The sequence below is a fragment of the Leptospira gomenensis genome (assembly GCF_004770155.1).
GTDB classification, from domain to species: Bacteria; Spirochaetota; Leptospiria; order Leptospirales; family Leptospiraceae; genus Leptospira; species Leptospira gomenensis.
Map to the genome: position 1 here is coordinate 212,378 of NZ_RQFA01000080.1, position 24,624 is coordinate 237,001.

Annotated in this window: 21 protein-coding genes, 1 tRNA gene and 1 pseudogene; 11 read left to right on the forward strand and 12 right to left on the reverse strand. The window is 44.8% G+C overall.

The window, feature by feature from the left end:
- Positions 1 to 303: 303 nt before the first annotated feature.
- The 5 genes from EHQ17_RS18555 (at position 304) to EHQ17_RS18575 (ending at position 5,874) form a co-directional block, all read left to right on the forward strand.
- Positions 304 to 1,575 carry a hypothetical protein gene (locus EHQ17_RS18555; RefSeq protein WP_210412898.1) on the forward strand — a complete coding sequence of 424 codons (1,272 nt, stop codon included), beginning with the start codon at positions 304 to 306 and terminating at the stop codon, positions 1,573 to 1,575.
- A gap of 93 nt (positions 1,576 to 1,668) precedes the next feature.
- Positions 1,669 to 2,358 (forward strand): hypothetical protein, encoded by a 690-nt coding sequence (locus EHQ17_RS18560; protein ID WP_135593601.1) that lies wholly within the window; start codon positions 1,669 to 1,671, stop codon positions 2,356 to 2,358.
- Between the two features lie 47 nt (positions 2,359 to 2,405).
- Positions 2,406 to 3,953: a HEAT repeat domain-containing protein gene (locus tag EHQ17_RS18565; RefSeq protein ID WP_135593599.1), complete on the forward strand. Its 1,548-nt coding sequence runs from the start codon at positions 2,406 to 2,408 to the stop codon at positions 3,951 to 3,953.
- Positions 3,954 to 3,961: 8 nt separating this feature from the next.
- The gene (locus tag EHQ17_RS18570; RefSeq protein WP_135593597.1) at positions 3,962 to 5,005 is read left to right on the forward strand and encodes an LIC_10091 family lipoprotein; all 1,044 of its coding nucleotides are present in this window, start codon (positions 3,962 to 3,964) and stop codon (positions 5,003 to 5,005) included.
- Positions 5,002 to 5,874, forward strand: coding sequence for an N-acyl homoserine lactonase family protein (locus tag EHQ17_RS18575; protein WP_135593595.1), 873 nt, complete (start codon positions 5,002 to 5,004; stop codon positions 5,872 to 5,874). The genes EHQ17_RS18570 and EHQ17_RS18575 overlap by 4 nt, the downstream gene beginning before the upstream one ends.
- A 158-nt stretch (positions 5,875 to 6,032) precedes the next feature.
- On the opposite strand, the gene EHQ17_RS18580 is transcribed toward EHQ17_RS18575, so the two are convergent.
- From EHQ17_RS18580 to pabB, 5 genes are all read right to left on the reverse strand, one after another.
- Complete coding sequence (locus EHQ17_RS18580; RefSeq protein ID WP_135593593.1) at positions 6,033 to 8,084, reverse strand: AMP-dependent synthetase/ligase; 2,052 nt, start codon at positions 8,082 to 8,084, stop codon at positions 6,033 to 6,035.
- Positions 8,085 to 8,262: 178 nt separating this feature from the next.
- Positions 8,263 to 8,547 carry a hypothetical protein gene (locus EHQ17_RS18585; RefSeq protein ID WP_135593591.1) on the reverse strand — a complete coding sequence of 95 codons (285 nt, stop codon included), beginning with the start codon at positions 8,545 to 8,547 and terminating at the stop codon, positions 8,263 to 8,265.
- Between the two features lie 77 nt (positions 8,548 to 8,624).
- Complete coding sequence (gene aat, locus EHQ17_RS18590; RefSeq protein WP_135593589.1) at positions 8,625 to 9,284, reverse strand: leucyl/phenylalanyl-tRNA--protein transferase; 660 nt, start codon at positions 9,282 to 9,284, stop codon at positions 8,625 to 8,627.
- Positions 9,285 to 9,302: 18 nt separating this feature from the next.
- Positions 9,303 to 9,845 carry an RNA 2',3'-cyclic phosphodiesterase gene (thpR, locus tag EHQ17_RS18595; RefSeq protein ID WP_135593587.1) on the reverse strand — a complete coding sequence of 181 codons (543 nt, stop codon included), beginning with the start codon at positions 9,843 to 9,845 and terminating at the stop codon, positions 9,303 to 9,305.
- 55 nt (positions 9,846 to 9,900) lie between these two features.
- Entirely contained in the window at positions 9,901 to 11,670 is a 1,770-nt protein-coding gene (gene pabB / locus EHQ17_RS18600) for an aminodeoxychorismate synthase component I (RefSeq protein ID WP_135593585.1), read from the reverse strand.
- A 31-nt stretch (positions 11,671 to 11,701) separates the two neighbouring features.
- Here pabB and EHQ17_RS18605 point away from each other — a divergent pair, with 31 nt between their 5' ends.
- The gene (locus tag EHQ17_RS18605) at positions 11,702 to 13,882 is read left to right on the forward strand and encodes an MASE1 domain-containing protein (RefSeq protein WP_135593583.1); all 2,181 of its coding nucleotides are present in this window, start codon (positions 11,702 to 11,704) and stop codon (positions 13,880 to 13,882) included.
- Between the two features lie 64 nt (positions 13,883 to 13,946).
- On the opposite strand, the gene EHQ17_RS18610 is transcribed toward EHQ17_RS18605, so the two are convergent.
- Positions 13,947 to 15,449: a PLP-dependent transferase gene (locus EHQ17_RS18610; protein WP_135593581.1), complete on the reverse strand. Its 1,503-nt coding sequence runs from the start codon at positions 15,447 to 15,449 to the stop codon at positions 13,947 to 13,949.
- 66 nt (positions 15,450 to 15,515) lie between these two features.
- Positions 15,516 to 16,580, reverse strand: a complete 1,065-nt coding sequence (prfA, locus tag EHQ17_RS18615) for a peptide chain release factor 1 (RefSeq protein WP_135593579.1) — start codon at positions 16,578 to 16,580, stop codon at positions 15,516 to 15,518.
- Positions 16,581 to 16,620: 40 nt separating this feature from the next.
- Between prfA and EHQ17_RS18620 the strand changes: the two genes are divergently transcribed.
- Positions 16,621 to 17,229, forward strand: a complete 609-nt coding sequence (locus EHQ17_RS18620; protein WP_135593577.1) for a hypothetical protein — start codon at positions 16,621 to 16,623, stop codon at positions 17,227 to 17,229.
- 107 nt (positions 17,230 to 17,336) lie between these two features.
- On the forward strand, positions 17,337 to 18,422 hold the full coding sequence (locus EHQ17_RS18625; RefSeq protein WP_135593932.1) for a hypothetical protein: 1,086 nt from the start codon (positions 17,337 to 17,339) through the stop codon (positions 18,420 to 18,422).
- A 77-nt stretch (positions 18,423 to 18,499) separates the two neighbouring features.
- Here the strand turns inward: EHQ17_RS18625 and EHQ17_RS18630 are convergent, their stop codons facing one another.
- From EHQ17_RS18630 to EHQ17_RS18650, 5 genes and pseudogenes are all read right to left on the reverse strand, one after another.
- Positions 18,500 to 19,579, reverse strand: a complete 1,080-nt coding sequence (locus EHQ17_RS18630; protein WP_135593575.1) for a hypothetical protein — start codon at positions 19,577 to 19,579, stop codon at positions 18,500 to 18,502.
- Positions 19,580 to 19,590: 11 nt separating this feature from the next.
- Positions 19,591 to 20,025, reverse strand: coding sequence for an NUDIX hydrolase (locus tag EHQ17_RS18635; protein ID WP_135593573.1), 435 nt, complete (start codon positions 20,023 to 20,025; stop codon positions 19,591 to 19,593).
- A gap of 98 nt (positions 20,026 to 20,123) precedes the next feature.
- Positions 20,124 to 20,735 (reverse strand): rhomboid family intramembrane serine protease, encoded by a 612-nt coding sequence (locus tag EHQ17_RS18640; protein ID WP_425460730.1) that lies wholly within the window; start codon positions 20,733 to 20,735, stop codon positions 20,124 to 20,126.
- A gap of 34 nt (positions 20,736 to 20,769) precedes the next feature.
- Positions 20,770 to 21,481: pseudogene (locus tag EHQ17_RS18645) on the reverse strand (TetR/AcrR family transcriptional regulator); the annotation flags it as partial.
- Positions 21,482 to 22,468: 987 nt separating this feature from the next.
- Positions 22,469 to 22,552, reverse strand: a tRNA-Leu gene (locus EHQ17_RS18650).
- 116 nt (positions 22,553 to 22,668) lie between these two features.
- Here EHQ17_RS18650 and hisB point away from each other — a divergent pair.
- From hisB to hisA, 3 genes are read left to right on the forward strand one after another with little or no spacing between them, the layout of a single operon-like run.
- On the forward strand, positions 22,669 to 23,250 hold the full coding sequence (gene hisB, locus EHQ17_RS18655) for an imidazoleglycerol-phosphate dehydratase HisB (RefSeq protein WP_100745643.1): 582 nt from the start codon (positions 22,669 to 22,671) through the stop codon (positions 23,248 to 23,250).
- Positions 23,247 to 23,879, forward strand: coding sequence for an imidazole glycerol phosphate synthase subunit HisH (gene hisH, locus EHQ17_RS18660; protein ID WP_135593565.1), 633 nt, complete (start codon positions 23,247 to 23,249; stop codon positions 23,877 to 23,879). Before hisB ends, hisH begins: the two co-directional genes overlap by 4 nt.
- Positions 23,876 to 24,601 carry a 1-(5-phosphoribosyl)-5-[(5-phosphoribosylamino)methylideneamino]imidazole-4-carboxamide isomerase gene (gene hisA, locus EHQ17_RS18665; protein ID WP_135593563.1) on the forward strand — a complete coding sequence of 242 codons (726 nt, stop codon included), beginning with the start codon at positions 23,876 to 23,878 and terminating at the stop codon, positions 24,599 to 24,601. The genes hisH and hisA overlap by 4 nt, the downstream gene beginning before the upstream one ends.
- Positions 24,602 to 24,624 lie beyond the last annotated feature (23 nt).

Here is a 24,624-nt window from a genome sequence, read left to right on the forward strand (position 1 = left end):
TTTTCAAGAGATTCGTCTTCAATTTTTCGAGGATGTATTGTGCAGTTCGGATTTTCTAACAAAGTATCAAAATGGATTGAGAGGTTCTTGTTTTTGAAAAACGTTTTATATCGAACGTTATGGGAAATCGAAAATTTTTTATCGGCGTCCGTTCATATTTCTTAATTCAAGTTGACTGACTGCTCGTTACAGACGTAGGATTGGTTCGGGCAAAAACCCGGGCCGGCAGAAGAACGAGAGATGGGTCCTTTTCGGATTAGGTTCGTTCTCCCGCGCCAATTGAAAAATGGAGAATAGTGAAAGATGAAAAAAGCTAATTTGATGGCGACTCTTCTGTTTGTGCTCGGAATTTCTGCGGGATCCATATCCGCACAAACTCAGGCGCAATTGTTTGCAAAGCCTGCGGTGATCGGCGACTCTTTGAGCCACGGTTTTTTCGGCGCTACAGTGGAGAAAAAAACTCAGGATTGGGCTTACCCGGTTCTGGTCAGTAAACAAGCCGGATCTTCCGTTTCGTATAACGTTCTGAAAGGACCTTATATCAATTTGGAAGACGTTCTTAAAGGCGATTGCGGAGTCTTCTGTATCGCAGGTTCCATCATCGGAGGAAACGCCTCGACGGTAAGTCTTCCTACGCATGCTGGAATTACGGGTGCGGAATATACTTCCGTTTTAAGAACTTCCGGTAAATGCGAAGATATCACCGCGACTAAGTGGGAGAAAGATTGGTACTGGGCGACTTGGTATTGGTATACATATCGCTGGGTTCAAGTTCAGGATTGCAAAGAACCTGACAAATTCCATCAATTCGGGCTTCGGGATTCCGGAACCCAGATTCAGATCATGGAAAAAGTCAGACCTTCTTTTCTTTTTGGAACCGTTGCCGCGAACCATGTTCTTTGTACTGCGCTTTCCACTACGACAGCATGTTTGGACGAGGCTCGTTATAAAAGGGACATCCGTGAAGTGATGAGACGTTTGGCCGCGATTGGAAGTTTGAAAGGCGGAGTGCTTTTCACGATTCCGAACGTTACCGCGATCGCATTTTTGGAGCCTTATAGAGATCCTCAAGGAAGAGCGAATTATACCGGACTGAAGGCATTCTTCCGGAATTCGGTTTCCGATCCGAATCAGGTTTTGGACGCGAGTGAAGTAGCAACCATTACGAACTTCTTAACTATGTTGAACAACGAAGTTAAGGCTCAAGGTGCGGCGATGGGATTCGCAGTTGCTGATCTGAAAGTCGTTTTCGATGATATCAAAGAAAACGGTCGCCAGGTAAAAAGTCCTTCCGGTTGGAGTCCCGGTTATGCCCGTGCAAACTGGCCTTTACCGAACCAACCAGGAGTTTTCGGTCTGGACGGAGTACACCCGAATATGTACGGACATTCGGTGTTCGCCAACGAGCTGATCAAAGTCATCAACGCACGTTATGGCTTGAATCTGGCGCAAGTGAGCGAATATACCGCTTGGTACTACGACAGTTTAAACAGAAATCCGATCGACTTGAAGAGATTCCTGACCGATACGATTTTCGGACAGTTCATTTCCTGGGTAATCGGGATTTTCGTTTAAAATCGAATTCTTTCCCGATCATGTGGGAGAGAGAAAAACAACGCGAAAACGTCGCCTTTAACCGAGGCGGCGTTTTTTATTTTATAACCGCTTATGGAATTCAAAAAAAAGATCTTTTTTGTAACGCTATTACTTGCAATATTTCTAATGCTTTTTCTGCTTTTTTGGCCCGAGGATGAAAAAAAAGAATCCTTGTCCATGCTCGAGGAAAGCGAAACCGTCCTAAAAACGAAATACTATTCCGAAATGGATCCGTATTTTCCGGATGCTCCTCATCCCTTCAACGAAGATCCCGATTTGGAAGGACAGGCGAAACGGTTATGGCCGGAAGCGTTTAAACCCAGGAAAACCCCCGAAGAAAAGGAACAGATCCGCAAAGAATGGACCGATTTCATCGCTCGTTACCCGAAGAATATTTATATTCCCTCCGAATTCAAACCCGCTTTGAGCGAATCGGAGGAAAAGGAAGCTCGGGACAGATTAGACAGTGTGTCTAACGTGGAAACGAAAAACGCGATCAACCGCGCTTTAGGAAAATACGCCGAACCCGGAAACGAACCGAAATCGGCGCCCTCCGAATCGAGCGTAAACCCGAAAGAACAGCTGGCCTACATAAATTATAAGATCGAGGAATTGGAATCGCGCATTCAGCTTATCGAATATACGATTCAACAGGGAAAGTTGGACGCGGCGCAGATTCCGACGGCTAATCAGGATTTGGCGATTTGGAAAAAAGAACTTTCCCAACTAAAACAGGTCCAAAGTTTAATCCCTAAATCCTAATCGAATTCAGAATTTAGAATATAAAAAATTTTTTATAAGGAAACGACATGAAATTATTTTATTTTTTTTTGATTATTCTTCTGGGATGTGGAGGGCCGCCGCGCCCCGATCTTTTGCCCGTTCCCGAAGATAAAAAAGAAATCCCTCTCGAACAGATTCTGGAAGAATCGACCTCCTCCAACCCTCAGATAAAGGCGCAGGCGATATTAGAATTGGCGAATCGTAACCACAGGCCTTCTTTGAACTTTATCCGGCAAGTTTTGAAAAAGGAAACGAACCCTGCGGTACGAAGCACGGCGGCAATCGCACTGGGGACTTTGAAAGATCGAGCTTCCTTATCCGAAATCGTAAAACTGTTCGATGTGAATTCCGGTATTTCTCCCGATATCGTGATGGAATCTTTGGCGAGAATGGAGGATCCGAACGCGGCATATTCCATTCTTCCTTTTTTGCAATCGCCCGATTCCACTTTAAGATTGATCGCGGTCGATACGTTAGTCCGCATTGGGGCAAAATCCTCCGGAAACGATATATTGAATCTTGCCCAAAAAAATCAGGATCCTGAATTCGCGAAAACTTACGCGATGGCTCTCGGTAAACTCAAGATAAAAAGCGCAGAGCCTTATTTGATTAAATTGGCGAGCACCACCGAGCGTTCTCCCACGTTAGCCGCAGCTTACCTTGCTTTGGGAAGGATTTCCGGCAAAAACGGAATTCCCATTTTGGTTCGTGGGCTCGGAGGAGATTTCGATAAGGGTAGTGAGAATTGTATGTTGGCTTTGATCGAAATCCGCGATGCTTCCGCGATTCCGACCGTACTTCCGATTTTAAAACATAACAACCGCGATGTCCGTTTTAGAGCTTCCAATGTATTATCGGAAATTCCTTCTTCAATGACCGGGCCCGGTGCTCTTAAGATCTTGGAGGAAAATCTTCCGGATTCGATCGCGCCGGCCTCGTTGGTTTTGGGAAAAATCCGTTACACTCCGGCGCGTGTATCCATCGAACAGAAGTTGTCTGATTCCAAACTTCCCGATCGGGAAATCATCGCTCAGTCGCTCGGTTATTTGGGAGATACAAAAAGTATTCCCGTGTTGATTTCCGTTTTACGCGAAAGTTCGGGAGAAGGGAGATACGGCGCAGCTTGGTCGCTGGGCGCCTTACAAGCATTAGACGCTTTCGAGGATTTGTCCATAGCTTCCAAATCTTCGGATCCAAAACTTGCGTCGATGGCGATCGAAGCGCTCGGATCCCTCGGTTCGAAAAAGGCTCTTCCCGTTTTGGCGGAAATCGCGGAAAAAAATCCCAATTCCGCTTCCGTGGTGATTCCTGCGATCTCCGCAATTCCAGGAGAAGAATCGCGAAATATCCTGGAAACGTTCGCACAAAAGGAAAACGTCGCGCTTCAACAAGTGGCGATTTCGGAATTGGGAAAAAGAAAAGAACGGTCCAGCATTCCTTTATTGATACGGATTCTGGAAGAGGATCGCGCGGCCAGTGCGAAACTTTTAATGAGTTCCCTTTCTTCGATCACAGGAAAGAACTTTTATTCTCGGAACGAATGGCTGAACTGGTATAAACTTAACTCGAAGTAATCACGTTTATGTTTCATTCAAAAAAAAATCCCGTATTCGTTTCGGGACTTTTGTTGTTCGTATTTTATTGTAAGACCGAAACTCCGCGTAATCCTTGGGCGGTTCCTCCCTTAAGGGAAGAGGAGCGTCTTTTTCTGGCGCCGTTAAAAACGGATGATTTCGATTCCAAGGATTTAGGCGGTAGACATTATCCCGCTTCGAACGAATTGAGAATCGACCTTTTTAAACCGTATATCGAAGATTTGGAAGGCGGTTATCTCGGTGCGGGAACGGATCAGAATTTTACGTTCATCGTATGGGCGAAAAGTAAATACGCTTGGTTGATGGATTTTGATTATACGATTTGTTTGATCAATCGGATTCATATCTTATTCTTTAAAACCGCTGCCACTCCGGAAGAATATAGGGATCTCTGGTCCAGGAAAAATAAACAGTCATCCTTAGAACTTCTCAAAAGGGAATGGAGTTCCGACCCGGAGTGGAGTTCGATCAAAGAGGCTTGGGAAATCGCACACCGCGGTAAGTCGGATATTCCCCAACGATGGAACGAACTCGATAGGACTTCGCAAAGATTCGGTCTAAAGACCTTCATTCATTCCAAAGAGGAATACGACTATATTCGAAATATGGTTCTTCAAGGTAGAATTCAGATTTTAAAAGGAGATATCAACGCGGAAAAAAGTATGCGTTCGATCGCGGAACGTGCGGCGCGTTTGAATATTCCGATCCGAGTTGTTTATCTTTCCAATATCGAGGATTATTTTTCTTATACTCCGGGATTTCGAGATAACCTATTGAGTTTGCCGACCGACGAAAAAGGGGTCGTATTGCGTACGATGCAGAACGGCACCAAGGAGGAATACGGAGCGCCCGAAGGAGAAAAAATCCCCGTGGATTATCCGCTTCATTATAACGTTCAATCGCTCGAGAATTTACAGGAGTGGATGCTTTTGCCGGGTCATTTACATAAAGGAATTCTAATGCAATTCAGAACGCCGGTTCAGAAAGGACTTTCCGTGGTGAAAAGCGGTCCCGTCGAAAGTTTAAAATGAAATCGGTTTTCTTTTCGGTTTTGGTCTGTTCCTGTTCGATCGTAAGTTCGATAAGTTGTATCGGACAAAAATCGAATCGAACCGCCGATCGTTCCGAAACGATCTCTTCCAATAACTGCAAATCCGATTTCGGTTTGTATGTCTTCTCTTACGGAAGAAGTTCTTATCCGGATCGTTTTTTAAACGTGGAAGAAGAAAGAGGAAATCGTGAAATAGTATATCTTTTTTATCTCATTCGTTTTCCGGGAAAAAATATTCTTGTGGATTCCGGTTTCATCAACGAATCGTATCGAAAAAAATTCGGATTTCTCGAATTCGAAAATCCGGTTAAACTTTTAAAAAAATGCGGAATAGATCCCAAAGAAATCACCGATATCGTTCTTACCCATTTTCATTTCGATCACGCGGGCGGAATTTTTCTTTTTCCTTCGGCGAAGATTCATATCCAAAATCACGATCTAGATCTTTTGAAAAAACAAAACTACTTTCCCAATCAGGCGAGTTTTATCCGATCTGCGGATTCCACCGGTAGACTTCATTCATTCGACGGAACGTTTTCATTACTTCCGGATTTACGGATTTTGTTTACGGGCGGGCATACTCCCGGATCGCAGGCATTGGAATGGGTCGTTTCTTCGGGAAAAGGATTTTTATTTACCGGAGACGAATGTTATCTGATCGAAGAATGTAAAAAAGGAATCGGTCTTCCGCAAGAGGCCGCTTTTTCGTTAAAACGAAATCGGGATTTTCTGGATTACGTCCGAATCGTGAGCGAAAAAGGAACCAAAATTCTAACTTTACATGATCCTTCGATTTTATTACAAGGCCGGGAGATTGTTCCCGGTGTTCGAAGGATCGAATCTTTTTAAAGTTTTTAGTTTCTTCGCAAATCGAAACGATTTTTATTTTTGCGAATAAGCTCCTCGTTCTCGTTGCGAGGACTATATTAAATAAATATAATATATCATAAAAAAGGCCCGGAGGCAGATCTCCGAGCCTTTAGGCAAAATACGAAAGAAAACCGAAATCAGTCTTTGTCGTAGACCTTTTTGATTTCTTTGCTGTATTTTTCCGTGATCACGTGGCGTTTCATCTTGAGAAGGTTGGTCAATTCATCACCGACTTCGAACGGCTTTTTGGTGAGAATGACGTGTTGTACCTGCTCGAAAGACTTAAATCCCGTTTTCGTACTGTTGTAGCTACGGACTTCTTTTTTGTAGAAGTCTATCACTTTTGGATTTTTGATCAGTTCGTCGATCGCGGCCGAATCGAGTCCGTTTTCCTTACACCAAGCGCTCAGTTGTTCGACGTCGGGAACGATGATCGCTCCGAGAACTTTTTGATCTTGTCCGATCACCATCGACTGTTTGATATAAGGTGATTCGTCCATTTTGTTTTCGATAGGAACCGGCTCAACGTTTTCTCCGCCTAACAATACGACGGTGTCTTTGGCTCTTCCGGTCAAAGTTAACGTTTTCTTAAAGTTTATGAACCCGATATCTCCCGTATTCATCCAACCGTCCACGATCGTCTTTTTCGTAACGTCCGGATTTTTGTAATATCCTTTCATCACTTGAGGTCCTTTAACGAAAACGACTCCTTTTTGACCGAGCTTACCTGCGAGAACCTGTCCTTGGTCGTTGATATGCGTCAGCACGTGTCCGTTATCGTCTTTGATCATCAATTCCGACTTGGGAACGAGAAAACCCACGGAACCGATAATCGGTTTTACGAAAGGACGCACGGAAATTACCGGACTGGTTTCCGTCATTCCGTATCCTTCGAGAACCAACATTCCGATGTCATTGAAGAAGTTATCGACGTGCGATTGTAAAGCGCCTCCTCCGGACATGGATCCTTTCAATCTTCCGCCAGTCGCTTGGCGTATCTTGGAAAGAACGATCGCGTCCAAGGTCTTCGCATTAAAAATCAAACCTAATCCCGCGACGGTAAAGAAGAGCGCGCTCGGTAAATGTACTCCGTACGCCGGAAGCGTCAAATATGCGAGCAAACTCAATGCGGTAACGGTGAACGGTCCGGTTAAAAGCAGAACGATCAAAGATTTGATTCCGATGGCAAGGGACTTGAAAATATTGCGATTTTCGTAATCCACTTCCAGGCCGGTTAAAAACCTTCTCGCAGCGTTGTAGTTTTTGGAGAAAAAGTAAGCGAGTTTAAACAATGCCCTTCTGATCGGAGGAGTCTGTTTCGGATCGTTTACCTTATTGTAAATTCCCGTATAAACGCTCTCCCAAACACGCGGCGCGGAAGCCATAAACGAAGGTTTCGCTTTTGCCAGGTCGTTTTTTAGATCCGATACTTTGGTGTAGTAAGTCTGAATTCCGCTCGAAATGGCGCCATATTCGTTTACTCGTTCGAATATATGCCAAATCGGTAATATGGAAAGCATACTATCCGTCTGCTTAATGTTCGTCAAAAGCATCGGAACCACGTAGATCATCTGATGGATCATGTTCGAATGCATGAGCATAACACCTTTCGGCATTCCCGTGGTTCCGGAAGTGTAAATTAAGGTGAATAGATCGTCCGGTTTGATATCCTCGATCCGCTTTTCTGCCTTTTTACTTCCTTTGGCTCTCAGCGCTTTTCCTTCCTCGATGAGATCGTAGATTTTATGGATATTCTTTCCCTTTGCGGAGGAGGCCTTATCCATTACGATGATGGTTTCTACGTTGTTCAATTTGGGTTTTACCTTGTTGAACTTTTCGAGCATCTTATCGTTTTCCACGAATACGATCTTTGCTTCCGAGTGATTGAGAATGTATTCGAGCTCCGACTCTGTTACGTCGGTGCCTCTCGGGACGTTTGCCGCTCCCGAAAATTGAACCGCGTAATCGGTGATTATCCATTCCAATCGGTTGTCCGCAAGAACAGCGACGTGTTCTCTGGCTTTGAGTCCTAAGTCAATTAGAGATTCTGCAAGTGCAATTCCCATATCGTACAGCTGTTTGTAGGAAGTAGGATGGAATTCTTTATCTTCTCCTTTGCTCCAAAATACGGGTCGATCTCCAAATTTCTCGGTGGACTGTATTAACATATCCGCGAGGTTTTTATACATTTCTAAATCCTCTTTTGTGATTTTACCGGGAAACCCGGTAGGTGTAAAGGCTGGATTAAACTAAGAGAAAAATCGAAAGAGTCAATCAAATTTTAGAAGGAATCAAAAGGAGGGTGCGCCGCAAAAAAAGGGGAGCGGAAGAGAAGTCGCCTATCTCGACGAGATAGGCGAAGGAATCTTACTGTTCTTCTCCAGCTGGAGCGGAGGATTCGGTAGAAGGAGCCTCTTCTTTTTTATTTTCTGTTTTTTCCTTCTTGGATTTTTTCTTAGCTTTTTTTGCCTTTTTGGCTTTTTTGGATTTCTTAGATTTCTTTCCTTTCTTTTCCGATTTAGTCTCTTTAGGAGTTTCGGTTTGTTCCGCAGGAGCTTCGGTGTTCGGTTCTTGGGCGGTAAGAGCCGCAAATCCGGTGAAAACGAAAGCCGCGATTAAAAGTTGGACAAGAATTTTCTTAAAAAGGGTCATTTTAGAGTTTCCTATTGAAATAGTTTGATTGATTCTGAGAAGTGCAACATCCTCCGTAAAAAAGTAAATACGTTTTTTTACGGAATAGAACGAGGCGGACTCCATTTTTTTCCGGAGGCCGCTGCGGATTCCAATCTTCTAAGATATTCGTTTTTGGATATTTGATACGCGCCCAGACCTAAAGTAACGACGTTTAGTTGCTGCGTATCGAACAACGTAAAACCGTCCTTCTTCAAAACATCGAATAAATGATACAAACCTATCTTTCCGAAATCCGGAACGAAAGAGAACATGGATTCGCCCGCGAAAAAATTTCCGATTGCGACTCCGTAAACGCCTCCGCCTAACACGCCGTTTTCGTCCCAGACTTCGATCGAATGTGCATAACCGAGTTTGTGGAACTCGGTATATCCTCGGATAAAAAGGTCCGTGATCCAAGTTTCTTCGCCGGGACGATATGCGCAACAGCGCATTACTTGTTCGAAGGCGCGGTTGAAGGTAATCTTATATTGTCTTTGATTGATCTTTCGTTTGACCCGTTTCGAGATATGAAGTTTTTCAAGATCGAAAATTCCGCGAGGATCCAAACAGTACCAAAGAATCGGTTGGTCAGACCAGGGAAAAATTCCGTTTTTATACGCGTACAATAAACGTTCCGGAGAAAGGTCGCCGCCTACGGCGACGATTTCCCGGTCCCATACGCGAGGGTTTCTGAAAAAATCGGAAAAATCTTTCAAACCCGTTTCCTCATGTTTTTAGTAAGACGGTAAAAGAGAAAAAGATTCCTCAATCGAATAGACGGGGCCTTCGGAGAAAGTTCGAGACGAGTAGATATGAAATTCCGAAACGTAGAATTCGGAAGAAGTGAAACCGGAAAATTCCTCGAGATAAGCGGCTACTCGTAAACCGTTCGAGTTTTTGAATCTTCCCAGCGTGAGATGCGGACGATATTCCTGTCGTTCGGGCGCGAATCCCAACTTCCGAATTCCGGAATCCAACTTTTTTTGCAATTTAACGAGCTCCTCGTTAAGAAGGACCTTTGCGAAAAGGATCGAAGGAGATTTCTGTTTTTCGAAAGTGCCAACGGATTGTAGATTCAGGCGAAACGAAGGAGATGCGATCGTGGAACAAAAATCGGATACGACATCCACTTGCTCCCTCGATTGTTCTCCTAAAAAAAGTAAGGTTACGTGAAAGTTTTCCGGTAAAACCCAACGGATATCCGGTAAACCGTAACAGATTCTCACAAGTTGTTCTTTTACTTCCTCCGGAACGGAAATCCCGAGAAAAATTCTCATGCTTAAAAGTTTAGAAATCCCGGCGTTTTAGGCAACCAGATTCCGTAGTTTTCGGTTAGGTGGAGTCGATCGTTTTTTCGACCCTGAGTATTCCGCGCAAGGAATTACAAAGAAAAACGGATTCCGAATTTTTCATTTCGGATACGGAAATTTTTTTCTCGCGAAAACCCTTTCGTTTTAAAAGTCGATTTCGATAAACTCCCGGAAGAACTCCGGATTCTATCGGAGGGGTATAATATTCTTTTCCGATTTTTACGAAAACGTTTGCGATACTTCCTTCCACGATTTCGTTTTTTTCATTCACGAATATCACGTCCAAAAAGCCGGCTTCCCTCGACTTTTTTCCTTCCCTATCGTACGTTTCGCGGAGCCCCGTTTTGTGTCTTCGGAAAATTGACGAAGAATCGGTTTTGAGTCGGCTGATCGTTACGTTTCCCTTTTTGGGGTAAGGTGCCAACTCGGACAAAACGGTTTTAAATTCTCCGGAAGGGTAGAGATCGATCCTAACTCGATACGGTTTTCGTTTCGGAATTTTTTTGGAAAGTTCTTCTAAGGTTCGGTTCCATTCTTTTTCGGAAAACGGAAATTCGAACGTCTTCGCGGAATTCGAGATTCTTTCGAAATGTTCTTTATGGAAATAGAATATTCCATTTTTATAAAGAATTGTTTCGAAAAGGGTGAATCCGTTCCGCGTTTCCGTTAAAAATTTCGCCTTTTCGAAGATTTCGGACCATTCCCGCAAGGGCTCGGAATCCCAAGTGATTCCGGAACCGACTCCGATCGAACCCTTGCCGTTTCGAATTTCCAGAGTGCGGATCGCGATCGAAAACGCGGCGTTTCCGTTCGGTTCGATGATTCCAATGATTCCGGTGTAAATTCCGCGCGGCTTTTCCAAAGTACGGATCAATTCCATCGCCCTTAGTTTCGGTGCGCCCGTGACGGATCCTCCCGGAAGAAGCTCCCGAAAAATGTCCGACCAACCTACCGATTCCGAAAGTTCGGAACGAACAGTACTAGTCATTTGATAGATCGTTTTATAGGTTTCCACGGAGAATAATTCGCTTACGGAAACGCTTCCCGTTTTACTGATCTTTCCGAGGTCGTTCCGCATGAGATCGGTGATCATAAGATTTTCCGCTCTTTCCTTTTCGGACTCTTGCAGAAGTTTCCTGTTTGCCCCGTCTTCCTCGGGGGATTTGCCTCGCGGATAGGTTCCTTTCATCGGTTTGGTGATTAGGATTCCGTTTTTCTTTTCGAAAAAAAGTTCCGGTGAAAAGGAAAGAATGTCCGCGGTTTCGGTCCGGATCCACGATCCGAAACGGACCGGCTGTCTTTCCGAAAGTACTTTATAAAATGATAATATATCTCCCTCGAAATCGAAATCGATTCTGTCCGTATAGTTGATCTGATAAATTTCTCCCTCGAAAAGACGTTTTCGTATTTCGTCGAGGTTGTGGAAGTATTCGGATTCTTCGGGGCGACGGGTTACGTAAAAACCGAAGTTGCGGAGATAATCCTTTCCTTCGTCTCGGATCTTTTCCGGATTTTCAAATACGGCCAGACGCAAAAGTGGTAAAACTGTTTCATATTCTTTCCAATTCATACCGGAAAAGAAAGTGCCCGCCTCGTATGAAATAAACCCGGCCACATGAAAACCTTTCTTGAGATAGGAATCGATTTTGTTTAGCGAAGCGTTTAATTCTTCAGGTTTATATGCGTCTATCGTATCAACCGGATTTCGAAAAATGATTTTTCCGTAAGGATGGAATCCCTCTTCGAACATCATAAAAGGCTGGTCAGAGAATTGGAGTTCTTCGATTCTCATTTTAAAACGAACTTAACAAGGATCGACGATTTTGTCTCTTCGTTTCAAAGAAATAATAAAAACCTTAGGAATAATATTCTTCTCCGGTTCGATCTATTATGTTCTTGCACAAATCGGAAGGAATACGGCCATTCATCCCGGATACGCTTCCGCGATTTGGCCCGCATCGGGCGCCGCTTTGGGGCTTGCGTTGTTGTTCGGCGGTTATTCCATTTTAGGAGTCGGAATCGCTTCCTTTCTTTCCAATTCGGGTGTGGATTTGTTTTCCGGTTTGTGGATCGATCCCGGAAAAAATTTATATCTAAGTCTATTGATCGCTTTGTTCTCTTCGCTTCAATGTTACGTCGGAAAGAAGGTGCTTTTTTCCAAAATACCGGGTTGTAAAATTTCGGATCAAACCCGTTATGTTTTTCTTTTTATCTGTCTGGAAGCGCTCGTTTGCGCGATCAGTTGTACCGGATCGGTGGCCTCGCTTTATTTTTTAAATGCGATCGACGAAAGCGCCGTCCGTCAAAGTTGGATCACGTGGTGGGCGGGAGATACGCTCGGTGTTTATATCGGAGCACCCTTTATCCTGTTTTGGTTTCGGGGGAAATATTCGCGTCCGAAAATCTGGGAAATTTTAGAAACCTCCGTATTACTGATCCTCATCGTGTTTTTTTCTTTGGCTTCCTTCGATTTGGTGATTCCGTTATTATCGATCAGCTATCCTCTCGGTTATATTCTTATCCCTTTGATTTTATGGGCCGCGTTCCGTTTGGGCGAACGCGCGAGCAGTCTGGCCGTAGTGTTATCTTCGGTGATCGCAATCCTGGGAACGATCTCCGGCTCTCCGCAGTTTTATGCGGAATCGATGAACACTTCTTATATTCTTCTGCAGTCTTTCGTGGCGGTTTTGTCCATCACAAGTCTTCTCGTAGCAAGTATCGTCAACGAAAGAAAGGAAGCGGAGAATCAACTGCGGCTATCACATCAGAATCTCGAAACGAAAGTTAAGGAAAGGACGGGCGAACTTCTTCGATCCAACGAAATCCTTAGGGAGGAAATCCGCGAGAAAAACGAGGCCCGTTCGGCTTTGGAAAAAAGTCAGATCCGATACATGGGGCTTTTCGAAAATCTTCCGGTCGCGATCATTGAAGCGGATTACTCGGGGCTTAAGGAAGTTTTGGATTCGCTTCCGGAAAGTCTACAAGGAGACGAATTTACCGATTTCGTCGAAACACATCCCGATTTCGTCCAACGTTGTTTCGATTCTATTCGAGTAACGGGTGTTAACCAGGAGACGGTCAATCTTTTGCGGGTTGATTCGGCGGAAACCATTGTAAAAAATTGGAAACGTTTTTTTAGCCAGGACAACTTCAAGGTTTTTAGAAGAGTTTTAAGAAAGATCCGAGAACAATCCTATTTTTACGAAGTGGAAGTGGGATTTCGAGTTCAGGACAATACGAGGTTGGATATTAAAATCCGTTGGTCCGTACCGCCCGGTTTCGAATCCACATTGTCGAGTGTGATCGTTACTCTTTTGGATTTTACGGAAATCAAAAGTGCGGAACGCAAACTTCAACTTTCGCTCGAAGAAAAAGAAGTGATGCTTAAGGAAATTCATCATAGGGTGAAGAACAACCTGCAGGTGATCTCGTCCCTTTTGTCGATGCAATCGGATTTCGTGGAAGATCAACAAAGCCTTTCCGTGTTTAAGGAAAGTCAAAATCGTTTGAGAACGATGTCGATGATCCACGAAGAATTGTATCAGTCCGAAAATCTAGGAAAGATTCAGTATTCGATTTACATTGAAAAGTTGTTGAATCAGTTGTTTCAAGTTTACGGAAAATCGGATTCGGTGATTCTCAAAACGGAACTGGAATCCCTAGACATCAACGTCAATCGCGCGATTCCGATCGGTTTGATATTAAACGAACTCGTTTCGAATTCTTTAAAGTACGCTTTTCCTTCGGACGCGAAAACGAACGCGAAAGATCTCGGAGAGTTAAAAATCTCACTTTCCAAAGTGAACGAAACGCTCGAATTGATCGTGGAAGACAACGGAATCGGAATGCCTTCCGGTTTCGATCTGGATGAGACGACGTCTTTGGGTTTGAAGTTGGTGAACATTCTCGTGAGACAACTCAAAGGAAAGATCGACTTTTCCTCCGACGCAAAAAAAGGAACCAACTTTAAGATTAGAATTCCGTTAAGCGTCGATTTGATCTAAAAATAAGAATCTTGGGATTTTCCGAACGAACTCCCTTTTCGAAAAAGAATTCCACCGGGCGGGCTTAGTTTTCCAGGGCTTTTCTGTATTCTTCGATCAAAAGATCCGGATTTTCGGTTCCGACCGAGATCCGAATCAGATTTGGATCCAATCCGTTTTCTTTTAGGAATTTTTTTCCCTCTTCGGTCGTGGCCAATTCGTAATGAGCGAGATAAACGTAGAGCATATTCAGCGTGAACTCCGTTCCGAAACTCGGTCCTTTGAGCAATGCCAATCGATCGTAGAATTTTTCCAAAGGAATCGAAAGTTCGATCGATAAAACCCCGGATTGAATTCCGGGTATTCGCGCGATCTTGGAGAAATTTTCGGAGGATTTTTTCGAACCGGTCCAATACACGTTTCTAATCTCCGGCCGCTTCATAAAAAAAGCCGCGAGTTTTTGGACGTTTTCGCTGATACGCAAAACTCTTTGTTCGTAGTCCCGGATCTCGTAGGCGAGGCGTTCACAATCCCGAAGATACGGTTTTTCTACCAGTTCTCTACAAACGGGAAGAAGCTCCGAATACCATTTCGAATTCCGGTTCAACAGGATGCTTCCCATCATCAAATCCCCGTTTCCACACGCGAACTTGGTAAGACTTTCCACGACTATGTCCGTAAACGGAAGTACGTCGATTACGGCGGAACCGGCGACGGAAATGTCGGCGATCAACGGGATTTTATATCGATCCACGATCGTTTTCAGACGAGGATAATCCGGAACCAATAGAAGAGGGTTTGTGGGACATTCCGTGATGATGCCGGCCACTTTTTCGGAATTCGTTTGTAGGAACGTTTCCAATTCCTCTAAGTCGGTGGCATCGTGAATCACATACGAATCGCTCGTGTATTTTTCCAAAATTCGAATGTTGTCCACATACAACCAACCGAGACGGATCCAAATCGTTTTCCCTTCCTTTTTGCGAATCCGATCCAAGGATTCGAAAGCGGTGTAAATTCCGTTCATTCCGGAAACGGAAAGTAGGATTTCGGGTTTTTGTTCCGAAGAAAAGGAGGATAGCTTGGAAAGGATCTTTTCGACGGGCGAATCCTTTTCCGCGTCTTCGCGGAATACTTCCCGAAGAATTCCCTTTTTTACGAGAAAATCCTCCGCCATACGGGAGGAAGCGAGACATCCGGTATGTTGTATGAAAGCGAGAATTTCCTTTTCCAAATCCGCATCGTTCGGAATTACGAGAGTCGTGATCCCCTCATCCTCCAAAATTCTGAAGTCTCGAATATCGAATTTTCGGACGATGGTTTCCCCGGCTTTTTTCGAGGAGAGGATGAACTGAGGAGTATCGATCTTTTCGGTTTCGCGGTTATAATCGAGAATTCTTGCGATATAGGAATGGGCGACGAATCTAGGATACCCCGATTTTAGACGGGAAAGAGTTTCCGTCCTTTTTTCTTCATAGCCGATCACATCCTTCAATTGAGGAAGGCTTACGGAAACCGCATGAATGTTGTCGAACGGAATTCTTTCACCGCAGACGGTCCGCTGAGGCTCTTTGATTTCTTTTAACATCTCTTTGATTCCAGTCCGGAAGGTTTCCCGGATTTTTCAATCCGTAAATTCGAACTAGAAAATCTTTTACTTGGTTTGCGTTTCGGAAATTTTACGGGAGCGATCCTCTTCGGTAAGAGCTCCGATCAGTTCGTCCAAATCACCTTCCATAATCGCCGCAAGATTGTGGCTCGTAAAACCGATCCGATGATCCGTACATCTTCCCTGTGGAAAGTTGTAGGTCCTTACCCGCTCCGAACGATCGCCGCTTCCCACCATTTGTTTTTTGATCGCATCCGAAGCCTGCTTTTTGTCTTCGGCCTGTTTTTCGAGAATTCTCGCGCTCAAAATTCGAAGCGCTTTGGCTTTGTTTTTGTGCTGCGATTTTTCGTCCTGACAAGCCACAACAACACCGGTCGGAATGTGTGTGATCCGTACTGCGGAATCGGTCGTGTTGACGTGCTGGCCTCCCGCCCCGGAGGAACGATATACGTCGATTCTCAGATCGTTTTCGTTGATTTGAATCTCTTCTTCGTCCGCTTCCGGTAAAACGGCTACCGTCACCGCGCTCGTGTGAATTCTTCCTCCCGATTCGGTGCTCGGAATTCTTTGTACACGATGGGTTCCGCCTTCGAATTTGAACAGATCGTACGCTCGATCGTCCTCCAACGCGAAGATGATCTCCTTTAAACCGCCGATTCCCGTGGGGGAGGAATCGATCACTTCCGATTTGATCTTTTGTTTGTCCGCAAATTTGGAATACATCCGAAAAAGATCCGCTACAAAAAGACCGGCTTCCTCTCCTCCGGTGCCGGCCCGGATTTCTACGAGAACGTTCTTCCCCGAATTGGGATCCGGAGGCAAAAGCAGAATTTCCAATTCCTTTTCTAGGTTTTCAAGACGTTCCTGCGCTTCCCGGATTTCTTCCTTGAGCATGGAATGCATTTCTTCGTCCTTTTCGGATTGGATCAATTCTTCCGCGTCTTTTTTGTCCTTATAAAGTTTGAGATACTCCTCCACTTTGAGATACAAAGGAGTGAGCCTAGATCTTTCCTTGTAAAGGTTTTTCAAAGCGGAAGGATCTTTGGCTAGGTTCAGCTCTTCGCTGATCCGAAGGTATTTTTCTTGTATTTTTTCAAGTCTATCTATCATTGAAGGAACTCGACCTTTCCTTTGTAAATCAACCCGCTCTATGGAAAACCATATTTCCGTCGCAGAAGCCTTTTCTGAAAAATTCCTTACCTTACTGACAGATCTCAGAGGGTACCGCAGTCCGTTCGGTAAAACCGTGGGAGATCCTTCCGATTTGATCCAAGAATGCGTCCAAAAGGCGTCGATTCGAGCCGGAGCGATCAGCGCCGGTTTATCGATTCCGAAACGGCATTTGGGATATTTGACGCTTTTGCCCGAAATGATTTTATTCTATCGAATTCAAGGTCATCTCGTAAAGGACATCGCGGCTCTGTTCGGAAAGGAAACACAGGTAACTCCGGAAATCATGAGTTATTGTATTTTTCCGGATAAAAACCACGCATTGATACGTTCCATCGTCCGAGATACCGGTAGCCGCGTATTGGTGCGACCTGCGACGTTGGAAATTCTAAGATCGATCGGATATCACCTCGGTTGGAAATTATTCCGTAAAAACCCGGGCAACTCCGCGTCGAGATACGCTTGGCTTCCGTATATAGGCGCGTTGTTGAACGGAGGAATTTCCTTTTTGGATACGAAAACTACGGGAAGACGCGCCGAGGACCTATTCCGGAAAGAATTGGAATTTTATCCGGTCGTCAACGAATAAAGTTTTAAGAGAATCGATATTATATTATGAAATTTGAATACACTTCGAAACATACAAACGACTCCGTATTTTTTTCCGGAAAGACGAAATTAGCGTCGGCGACCGCCTTGATACTTTTGTTTTTAGGCGTCTGCAAAAGCAGTCACGAAACGTTCATCGAAGAAATCCAGGAATTTATAGAACAGGAAAAATACGAGAAAGCGGCGGAGAAACTCAAGGAAAAACTCCAATCCCCCAAGGACAGAGACGAAATTCTTTCCTCTGAAAATCCGGATTCTCCTAGAGTGATCGAATTCTCCCACGATCGTTTGAAACTGGTTTGGACCGAAGATCAGAAGATTTTTTTCCAGGATCTCGCGGCGGGAGAAACTAATTCCAGAAGTTTGGATCAGGTTCCTTCCAATCTTTCTCTTTCGCAAAACGCCAATTATGCGCTCGTCGAATATCCGATGCAGACTTCCGGGGGTTGTAGATACGTCGCGATTTCCCTCAAAAATTCCAGCCTCTCTTACGAAGCCGGCGCCCAAGTTTCGTGCAAAAACCGTGGATCGATTCTGCCCGACGGTTCCAAAATTTATTATTTCGTGGACGATAATCTCTACGAGGAAAAAACCGTGGAGCCGCGGAAGCCGGTTCTCGTTTTGAATAAGGAGAAAATCGTATCTCCTTTTCCGAATTTAAAAACCCGCTCCTTGATGTATCCGGCGGGAAATTCCTTTTTGATCTTTTCCGGAAACGCGGGTGCATACAATCTTTACTGGTTTCAACCTTCGCAAAAAAACGTGGAGAAGATCGATAAGGATATCCTCAGTCCGATCTTGTATTACGGAAACGGGGAAAACGCATATTATATCGGCGGTGAGATCGGCAAACTCCATTTGCGAAGAATCAATTTTTCCGCGAAGGGAAAACCGGTGATCACAAAATTATTTACCGTAAGCCGAAAGGAGATCAATCCTTGGAAACTCGCCAAAAAGAACGAATTTTTATCCGGATATTCGGGTAAGGTCCATCTCTGGGGACCTTTGAAAAAAAGCCAAAATTTGCCGATTCTTTGCGAGAGAGCTTTTCTTTCCGGAGACGATCGTATCGTTTGCGAAACGGAACCGGGCCAATTGATTTTGAGCAAATTGGATTTTCAACCCGAGGATTGGAGCATCTGGAAGTTGTACGAAGAAGTGCGAAGTAAATAGGGAATTTTTACGTTTCCCTTTTATATTCCTTTTTTTTAATATACGAGCGAATTCATTCGAGGATATCGGTCGCCGTTTTACAGAAATAAGTTGAGAATCAAAGGTTCCCGACTGTTTACCCCGGGGATGGGTGCGCCATATCTCGTTTTGACGTAACTTCCTCCGCCTTGGTTTAAATCCAAATACGAACCGGAAGGGACGATTCGAACCGTGGATTCGAAATTGGACTTGGACGCCCAGTCCTTAAGAAAGGTTTCGGAAGAGGTTTCTCCGATGGCCACAACCCTCGAAACGAAAGTCTTCTTTACCCTTTCCTGAAATTCCTCGTTCTTCAAAGTTTCCAGATAAAAAATCGCGAATCTCGCAAAGGGAAACTGAACCGTTACTAAAGAGTTTGTAGTTTCAGATTCGACGGGAACCTTTGCAAAAGAAACGTTTCCCTGAAACGCATCGAAATACCGTTTCCAATTTTCCGACGGAGAACGATAAAGGATTTCCTTCGCGACTTTTCCGTCGGGTTGAAACAGGACGGAAATTTCTTTCCATTCGTTTTCTTTTTCGGAAAGATTCCTTTCGCTTTTATCGTCTTTGAAAATCGTTTCGAGCGCGGCTTCATCGGATACTATGGAACCCGCGAGCAGATAGACCGAGTATGTTCTTGCAAGATTGGAAAAAATTCTTTTATAGATGCGAGCCGTTCCGTTAACGGGATTTTCGGCTTCTCCCGAGAGTTTTTCGATGGATCGTCTCAATAATAGTTCGTATCTTAGAACTTGAAACGCCTCTTCCAATCCGGAACGTTGAAATACGTCGCGCCGGGAATGTAGGAAATATAAAAAACTTCCCGTGTGCGCCGGAAATACGACCAAGGTGTTCTTCTTAATTAAACCTTTTTGTTGCGCTTGTTTGATCGGAGCTTCCAAAGATTTTAAAAATCTTTCCTCCGAAGAAAAATCCTCCAACTTCCATTCCGGTTGGATCGCGAGAACGTTTCCCGCATTTCTGTCGTATCCTGCACTCAGGATCTGATATTCCTTCCGGGGCAGGGAGTTGTATTGTTCGTCCGAGACCGGTTTTCCTGAAAATAAGACGGCAAAGATAAAAAGGACGGGAAGGAGCACGAGTGCTGCGATTGTATTTTTCCAAAAAGGAGTCATATTCTTTTTTTCTAATGAACTAACGAGGCGTATTCTTTGAGATATAGATTTACTGCGTCGAGCATGTATTCCGAAAACAGGGAATTGGGATCGTAGGTTTTCACGTTTTCCCACGCTATATAATCGTGTTCTTCGGAAAGTACGATTTCTCCTCCGAGAAAATCCGCGTGATACGCGATGATGATACACGGAAAATTCCCTTCGTTTACCCTGTGTTTGTGTACAAAAAGAGGTTTTTGCCGAACGCGGATTCGAACGTTCGTACCTAATTCTTCTTCGATTTCGCGCTCCATACTGAGGCTCCAATCTTCGAAAAATTCGTCCTCGTTCATCCTTCCTCCGGGAAGATCTCCTAGGCCGGATTTACGATCCCGTAATACGAGGAATTCCTCCTCTTTTCTTAAAAAAAGTTTTTGAGTGATTTGAAAAAGGCCGTGTTTACTCAAGGATGATCGCTTCTCCGAATTTCCTTACAGGGACTTATTATTTTTCGCAAATGACAATCATTTTTATTCTTTCGAACGAACGGCCGATCCATCCAAGCTCATCGATTGGAATAAAAGAACGCCAAAATCAAAGTCAAAACGATGAAGATAAGATTGAGAATAAATCCCGAATGTAGCTGTTTTCTTTCGGTAGGTTTTAAAAAATAAGCGGCAAAGATCACCGATATAAAACCTCCCAGATGGGCCCAACGAGCTACTCCGTCGTCCGTAAAGACGTTGCTGATATCGGAATACACCATGATCCAAGCGACAAGAAATACCGGAAACGGGATGTTTTTTCCGTTGAATCGTAACGAGAACGGAGAGAGTAACGCGGCGACCGCCGCGATTCCGGATATCGCTCCCGATGCTCCGACTACGGGAGTCGGATCTCGTAAGACCACTCCTCTGATAAACGAATCGAGCAAAGAAGAGATCAAGGCCGCCATAAAAAAGAAAAGAAGCCATCTTCCTTTTCCGGCTTTGTGTTCCACCGCTCTTCCCAAAAAGAATAGATAAAACATGTTTCCGAAAAGATGAATCAAACTGCCGTGATAAAATACGGCGCCGATCCAAGCGATCGGATGGATTTGTCCGGGATGATTGAGGAAATACTTGGAGATCAAATGTTCCGGAAGAAATAGATTCACTCCGAAAAAAGTGAGCGTCATTAGAAAAACGAAAAAGGTCGTTAGAGGAAATTCGAAAAGAAGAATCCGGATCAAAGTTTTTTTCTCTCTCCCGGAAAATATAAGGTAAGATAGGACTTTAGAATCAACTTCAATTCGATCATCATTCGATTGGAGAATTCCTTATCTTTTTGTTCCCGAATCCATCGGTTTAGGATCGCGTCCGTAACTTCGACGACGATTCTCGATATGATCTTATTTTCGGCAGGATCGACGTCGAATTGAGAAAGAATTCGGGAAACGTTTTCGGAAATTTTGATATTGTTTTCCCGGTCGATTTCGATCAATTCCGGATCTTGTTTCATAGAAGACCACAAGGGAGCGAATCCGGGTTCGGTAAGATAAAAATTCGCGAACGAATCGATGACGGAGTCGATCAAGTCCTGCCAAGAACGTCCGGTAAGATCCGATTGAAAAATTTCCGTTAACATTTGGTTGACCCGTTCCAAATGTCTTTGTCCAACCGCGTTGAGGACCGCGTGTTTATTGGGAAAGTATTGATACAAAGAACCGATGGGAATTTCCGCTTCCTGAGCGATCATATTGGTCGTGATCGCTTCCGCTCCGTGTTTTTCCAAGAGAGAAGATACTACATCCAGAATTTTTTGAACCCTATCTATGGATCTTTTTTGAGAAGGCTCTTTTCTTGGATTTAAGGAAAGGGAATCTTTCGCGAAATCGCCGTTCGGATCCTTTTTATTCTTGGTTGTCCCTTTTTTGGAAATCAATGCGAATCTCCGCCTTACGACGATCTCGTCCCATTTAGGAATTTTGCGGAATAAAATTCAACCAAGTATTACCGGGTTGTAACGATTGATTTCTGCCGAAGAAGGGACTCGCCGTTACGCAGCCTCACTTCGTGCTCGGCTTGGCTCCACGGCGTCTCGAACTTGCCTCAGCACATCCTGCGCTTCGGTCGCGTTTTTCGCTTTTTACGAAAGCTCAAAACGCTTTCAAGTTCTCGCTTCGAGTCCCATTTTGTATTTAAACTTTGATTTCTGCCGAAGAAGGGACTCGCCGTTGCGCAGCCTCACTTCGTGTTCGGCTTGGCTCCACGGCGTCTCGAACTTGCCTCAGCACATCCTGCGCTTCGGTCGCGTTTTTCGCTTTTTACGAAAGCTCAAAACGCTTTCAAGTTCTCGCTTCGAGTCCCATTTTGTATTTAAACTTTGATTTCTGCCGAAGAAGGGACTCGCCGTTGCGCAGCCTCGCATCGTGCTCGGCTTGGCTCCACGGCGTCTCGAACTTGCCTCAGCACATCCTGCGCTTCGGTCGCGTTTTTCGCTTTTTACGAAAGCTCAAAACGCTTTCAAGTTCTCGCTTCGAGTCCCATTTTGTATTTAAACTTTGATTTCTGCCGAAGAAGGGACTCGCCGTTGCGCAGCCTCGCATCGTGCTCGGCTTGGCTCCACGGCGTCTTTCTCGCGCGCTCATCCATCCTGGATTCGCATCGCGTTTTTTCGCTCCCTATGGGTCGCTCAAAACGCTCCCGCTCGAAATCTTCGAGTCCCATTTCGTATTTAAACTTTGATTTCTGCCGAAGAAGGGACTCGCCGTTGCGCAGCCTCGCATCGTGCTCGGCTTGGCTCCACGGCGTCTTTCTCGCGCGCTCATCCATCCTGGATTCGCATCGCGTTTTTTCGCTCCCTATGGGTCGCTCAAAACGCTCCCGCTCGAAATCTTCGAGTCCCATTTCGTATTTAAACTTTGATTTCTGCCGAAGAAGGGACTCGAACCCCCACGACCTTGCGATCGCTGGCACCTGAAGCCAGTGCGTCTACCAATTCCGCCACTTCGGCGAGGTGGAATGCAGTGAAAACTGCTGTTACAATTTCGGAAGACTCGGGTTTTACGTCATCCATTATTTTGGAATTCATTGACAGGGAGATCCGTCCGATTCTATGATCCAGGTAGAATGAAAGCTGAACGAAAAACCTCCGAAACCGAAATCAAGTTGGAGATGAACCTGCGCGGTTCCGGCAAATATCGTTTCGATACCGAGATCCCTTTCTTCGAGCACATGCTTTCCCATATCTCAAAACACGGCTTGATCGATTTAGATCTCTGGCTGCGAGGAGATATCGAAATCGATTGTCATCATTCCGTCGAAGACACGGCGATCTTATTGGGTTCCACGATCCACAAACAACTCGGAGATAAGGCGGGAATTTTTCGCTACGGTCATTTCACTCTCACTATGGACGAAGTGTTAACCACCGTCGCCGTCGATCTCGGAGGAAGATATTTTTTCAAATACACCGGACCCGAACTCACCGGTAAGTTCGGAATTTACGATGCGGAACTTTCCCTCGAGTTTCTCCAAAAACTTGCGTTGAACGCGAAGATGAATCTTCACGTCGTGGTTCATTACGGAGATAATCGTCATCATATTCACGAATCCATTTTTAAGGCCCTGGGCAAAGCGCTCCGAATGGCGATCGCACAGGATTCCGCCGCAGCCGGCGCGATTCCTTCCACCAAAGGAGTGTTAGAGTGATCGCCATCCTGGATTACGGAATGGGAAACATCCATTCCTGTCTCAAGGCCGTTTCACTTTATACGAAGGATTTCGTTTTTACGAACGACAAAACGAAAATCGAAAATTCAAAAGCTCTAATATTGCCGGGAGACGGACATTTCGATAAGGCTATGGAGAATCTGAATGCGACCGGACTTCGGGATACGATCGACAAACACGTGCAAGGCGGTAAACCTTTGTTCGGAATCTGTATAGGCTTTCAAATTCTTTTCGAATCCTCCGAAGAGATCGCCCAAGGCACGAGAAAGGAACAGATCGACGGCCTCGGTTATATAAAGGGGAAGATTAGAAAATTTCAAGGCAGAGATTTTAAGGTTCCTCATATCGGTTGGAACCGTCTTCAGATCCGCAAAAAAGAAAAGAGTATTCTTTTACAGGGAATTCCGGATCAGTCCTTTTTTTATTTCATTCATTCGTTCCGTCCCACCGACGCGGAAGGAAACGCGATTACCGGACTTTGCGACTATTATCAGGAGAAATTTCCGGCGGTCGTGGAAAAGAATAACATCTTCGGAACCCAATTCCATCCGGAAAAATCGCACACGCACGGTCTTAAACTTTTGGAGAATTTCATTCAATCCGTATGATCATCATTCCCGCCATCGATTTATTGGATAACTGCGCGGTCCGTCTTTTTAAGGGGAACTACGACGACCGAAAAATTTATTCCTCCGAACCTTGGAAACTCGCGGAAGGATTTTCGAAAAACGGAGCTTCTCTTTTGCATCTCGTAGATCTCAACGGTGCCAGAAACCAGATCGGAATCAACGAAACTTCTATATTAAAGATTTGTGAAACGACTTCCCTGAAGGTTCAACTCGGTGGAGGAATCCGCGACAAGGAAAAACTCGCCTATTACGATAAGATCGGAATTCATCGTTTTATCATCGGAACCGCCGCGGTTACGGATCCCGATCTTCTCAAACACGCGCTCGAAACATACGGAAAAGATCGTGTCGTCGTCGCCGTGGACGCGCGCGACGGTTTGGTGAAGATCGCTGGTTGGGAAAAGGATTCGGGAGTTCATTACCGGGATCTTCTCGAACGTCTTGCGAAAGCGGGAATCGAACACGTAGTCTTTACCGATATAGCGCAGGACGGAACCTTGGCCGGACCCAATCTGGAAGCCTATCGAGAAATTCTGAATTCGTTTCCGTTTCAGTTGATCGCTTCCGGAGGAATCTCTTCCTTAAAGGATCTTATGGATCTTTCCTCTCTCAAAACGGAAATTCCCCTTTACGGAGTGATTACGGGCAAAGCGTTGTACGAAGGGAAATTGGATTTAGCGGAAGCGATTTCTTCTCTTTGAGGAAAGAGCGGATTCAGCCGGAT

Excerpts from the sequence above, each read along its gene's own strand:
- EHQ17_RS18570 (WP_135593597.1), top strand. The coding sequence starts at position 3,962 with ATGTTTCATTCAAAAAAAAATCCCGTATTCGTTTCGGGACTTTTGTTG.
- thpR (WP_135593587.1), bottom strand. The coding sequence starts at position 9,845 with ATGAGAATTTTTCTCGGGATTTCCGTTCCGGAGGAAGTAAAAGAACAA.
- EHQ17_RS18620 (WP_135593577.1), top strand. The coding sequence starts at position 16,621 with ATGGAAAACCATATTTCCGTCGCAGAAGCCTTTTCTGAAAAATTCCTT.
- hisA (WP_135593563.1), top strand. The coding sequence starts at position 23,876 with ATGATCATCATTCCCGCCATCGATTTATTGGATAACTGCGCGGTCCGT.
- pabB (WP_135593585.1), bottom strand. The coding sequence starts at position 11,670 with ATGAGAATCGAAGAACTCCAATTCTCTGACCAGCCTTTTATGATGTTC.
- EHQ17_RS18610 (WP_135593581.1), bottom strand. The coding sequence starts at position 15,449 with ATGTTAAAAGAAATCAAAGAGCCTCAGCGGACCGTCTGCGGTGAAAGA.
- EHQ17_RS18640 (WP_425460730.1), bottom strand. The coding sequence starts at position 20,735 with ATGACGCTCACTTTTTTCGGAGTGAATCTATTTCTTCCGGAACATTTG.
- EHQ17_RS18630 (WP_135593575.1), bottom strand. The coding sequence starts at position 19,579 with ATGACTCCTTTTTGGAAAAATACAATCGCAGCACTCGTGCTCCTTCCC.
- EHQ17_RS18565 (WP_135593599.1), top strand. The coding sequence starts at position 2,406 with ATGAAATTATTTTATTTTTTTTTGATTATTCTTCTGGGATGTGGAGGG.
- hisB (WP_100745643.1), top strand. The coding sequence starts at position 22,669 with ATGAAAGCTGAACGAAAAACCTCCGAAACCGAAATCAAGTTGGAGATG.
- EHQ17_RS18560 (WP_135593601.1), top strand. The coding sequence starts at position 1,669 with ATGGAATTCAAAAAAAAGATCTTTTTTGTAACGCTATTACTTGCAATA.
- prfA (WP_135593579.1), bottom strand. The coding sequence starts at position 16,580 with ATGATAGATAGACTTGAAAAAATACAAGAAAAATACCTTCGGATCAGC.
- EHQ17_RS18555 (WP_210412898.1), top strand. The coding sequence starts at position 304 with ATGAAAAAAGCTAATTTGATGGCGACTCTTCTGTTTGTGCTCGGAATT.
- EHQ17_RS18580 (WP_135593593.1), bottom strand. The coding sequence starts at position 8,084 with ATGTATAAAAACCTCGCGGATATGTTAATACAGTCCACCGAGAAATTT.
- EHQ17_RS18585 (WP_135593591.1), bottom strand. The coding sequence starts at position 8,547 with ATGACCCTTTTTAAGAAAATTCTTGTCCAACTTTTAATCGCGGCTTTC.
- EHQ17_RS18575 (WP_135593595.1), top strand. The coding sequence starts at position 5,002 with ATGAAATCGGTTTTCTTTTCGGTTTTGGTCTGTTCCTGTTCGATCGTA.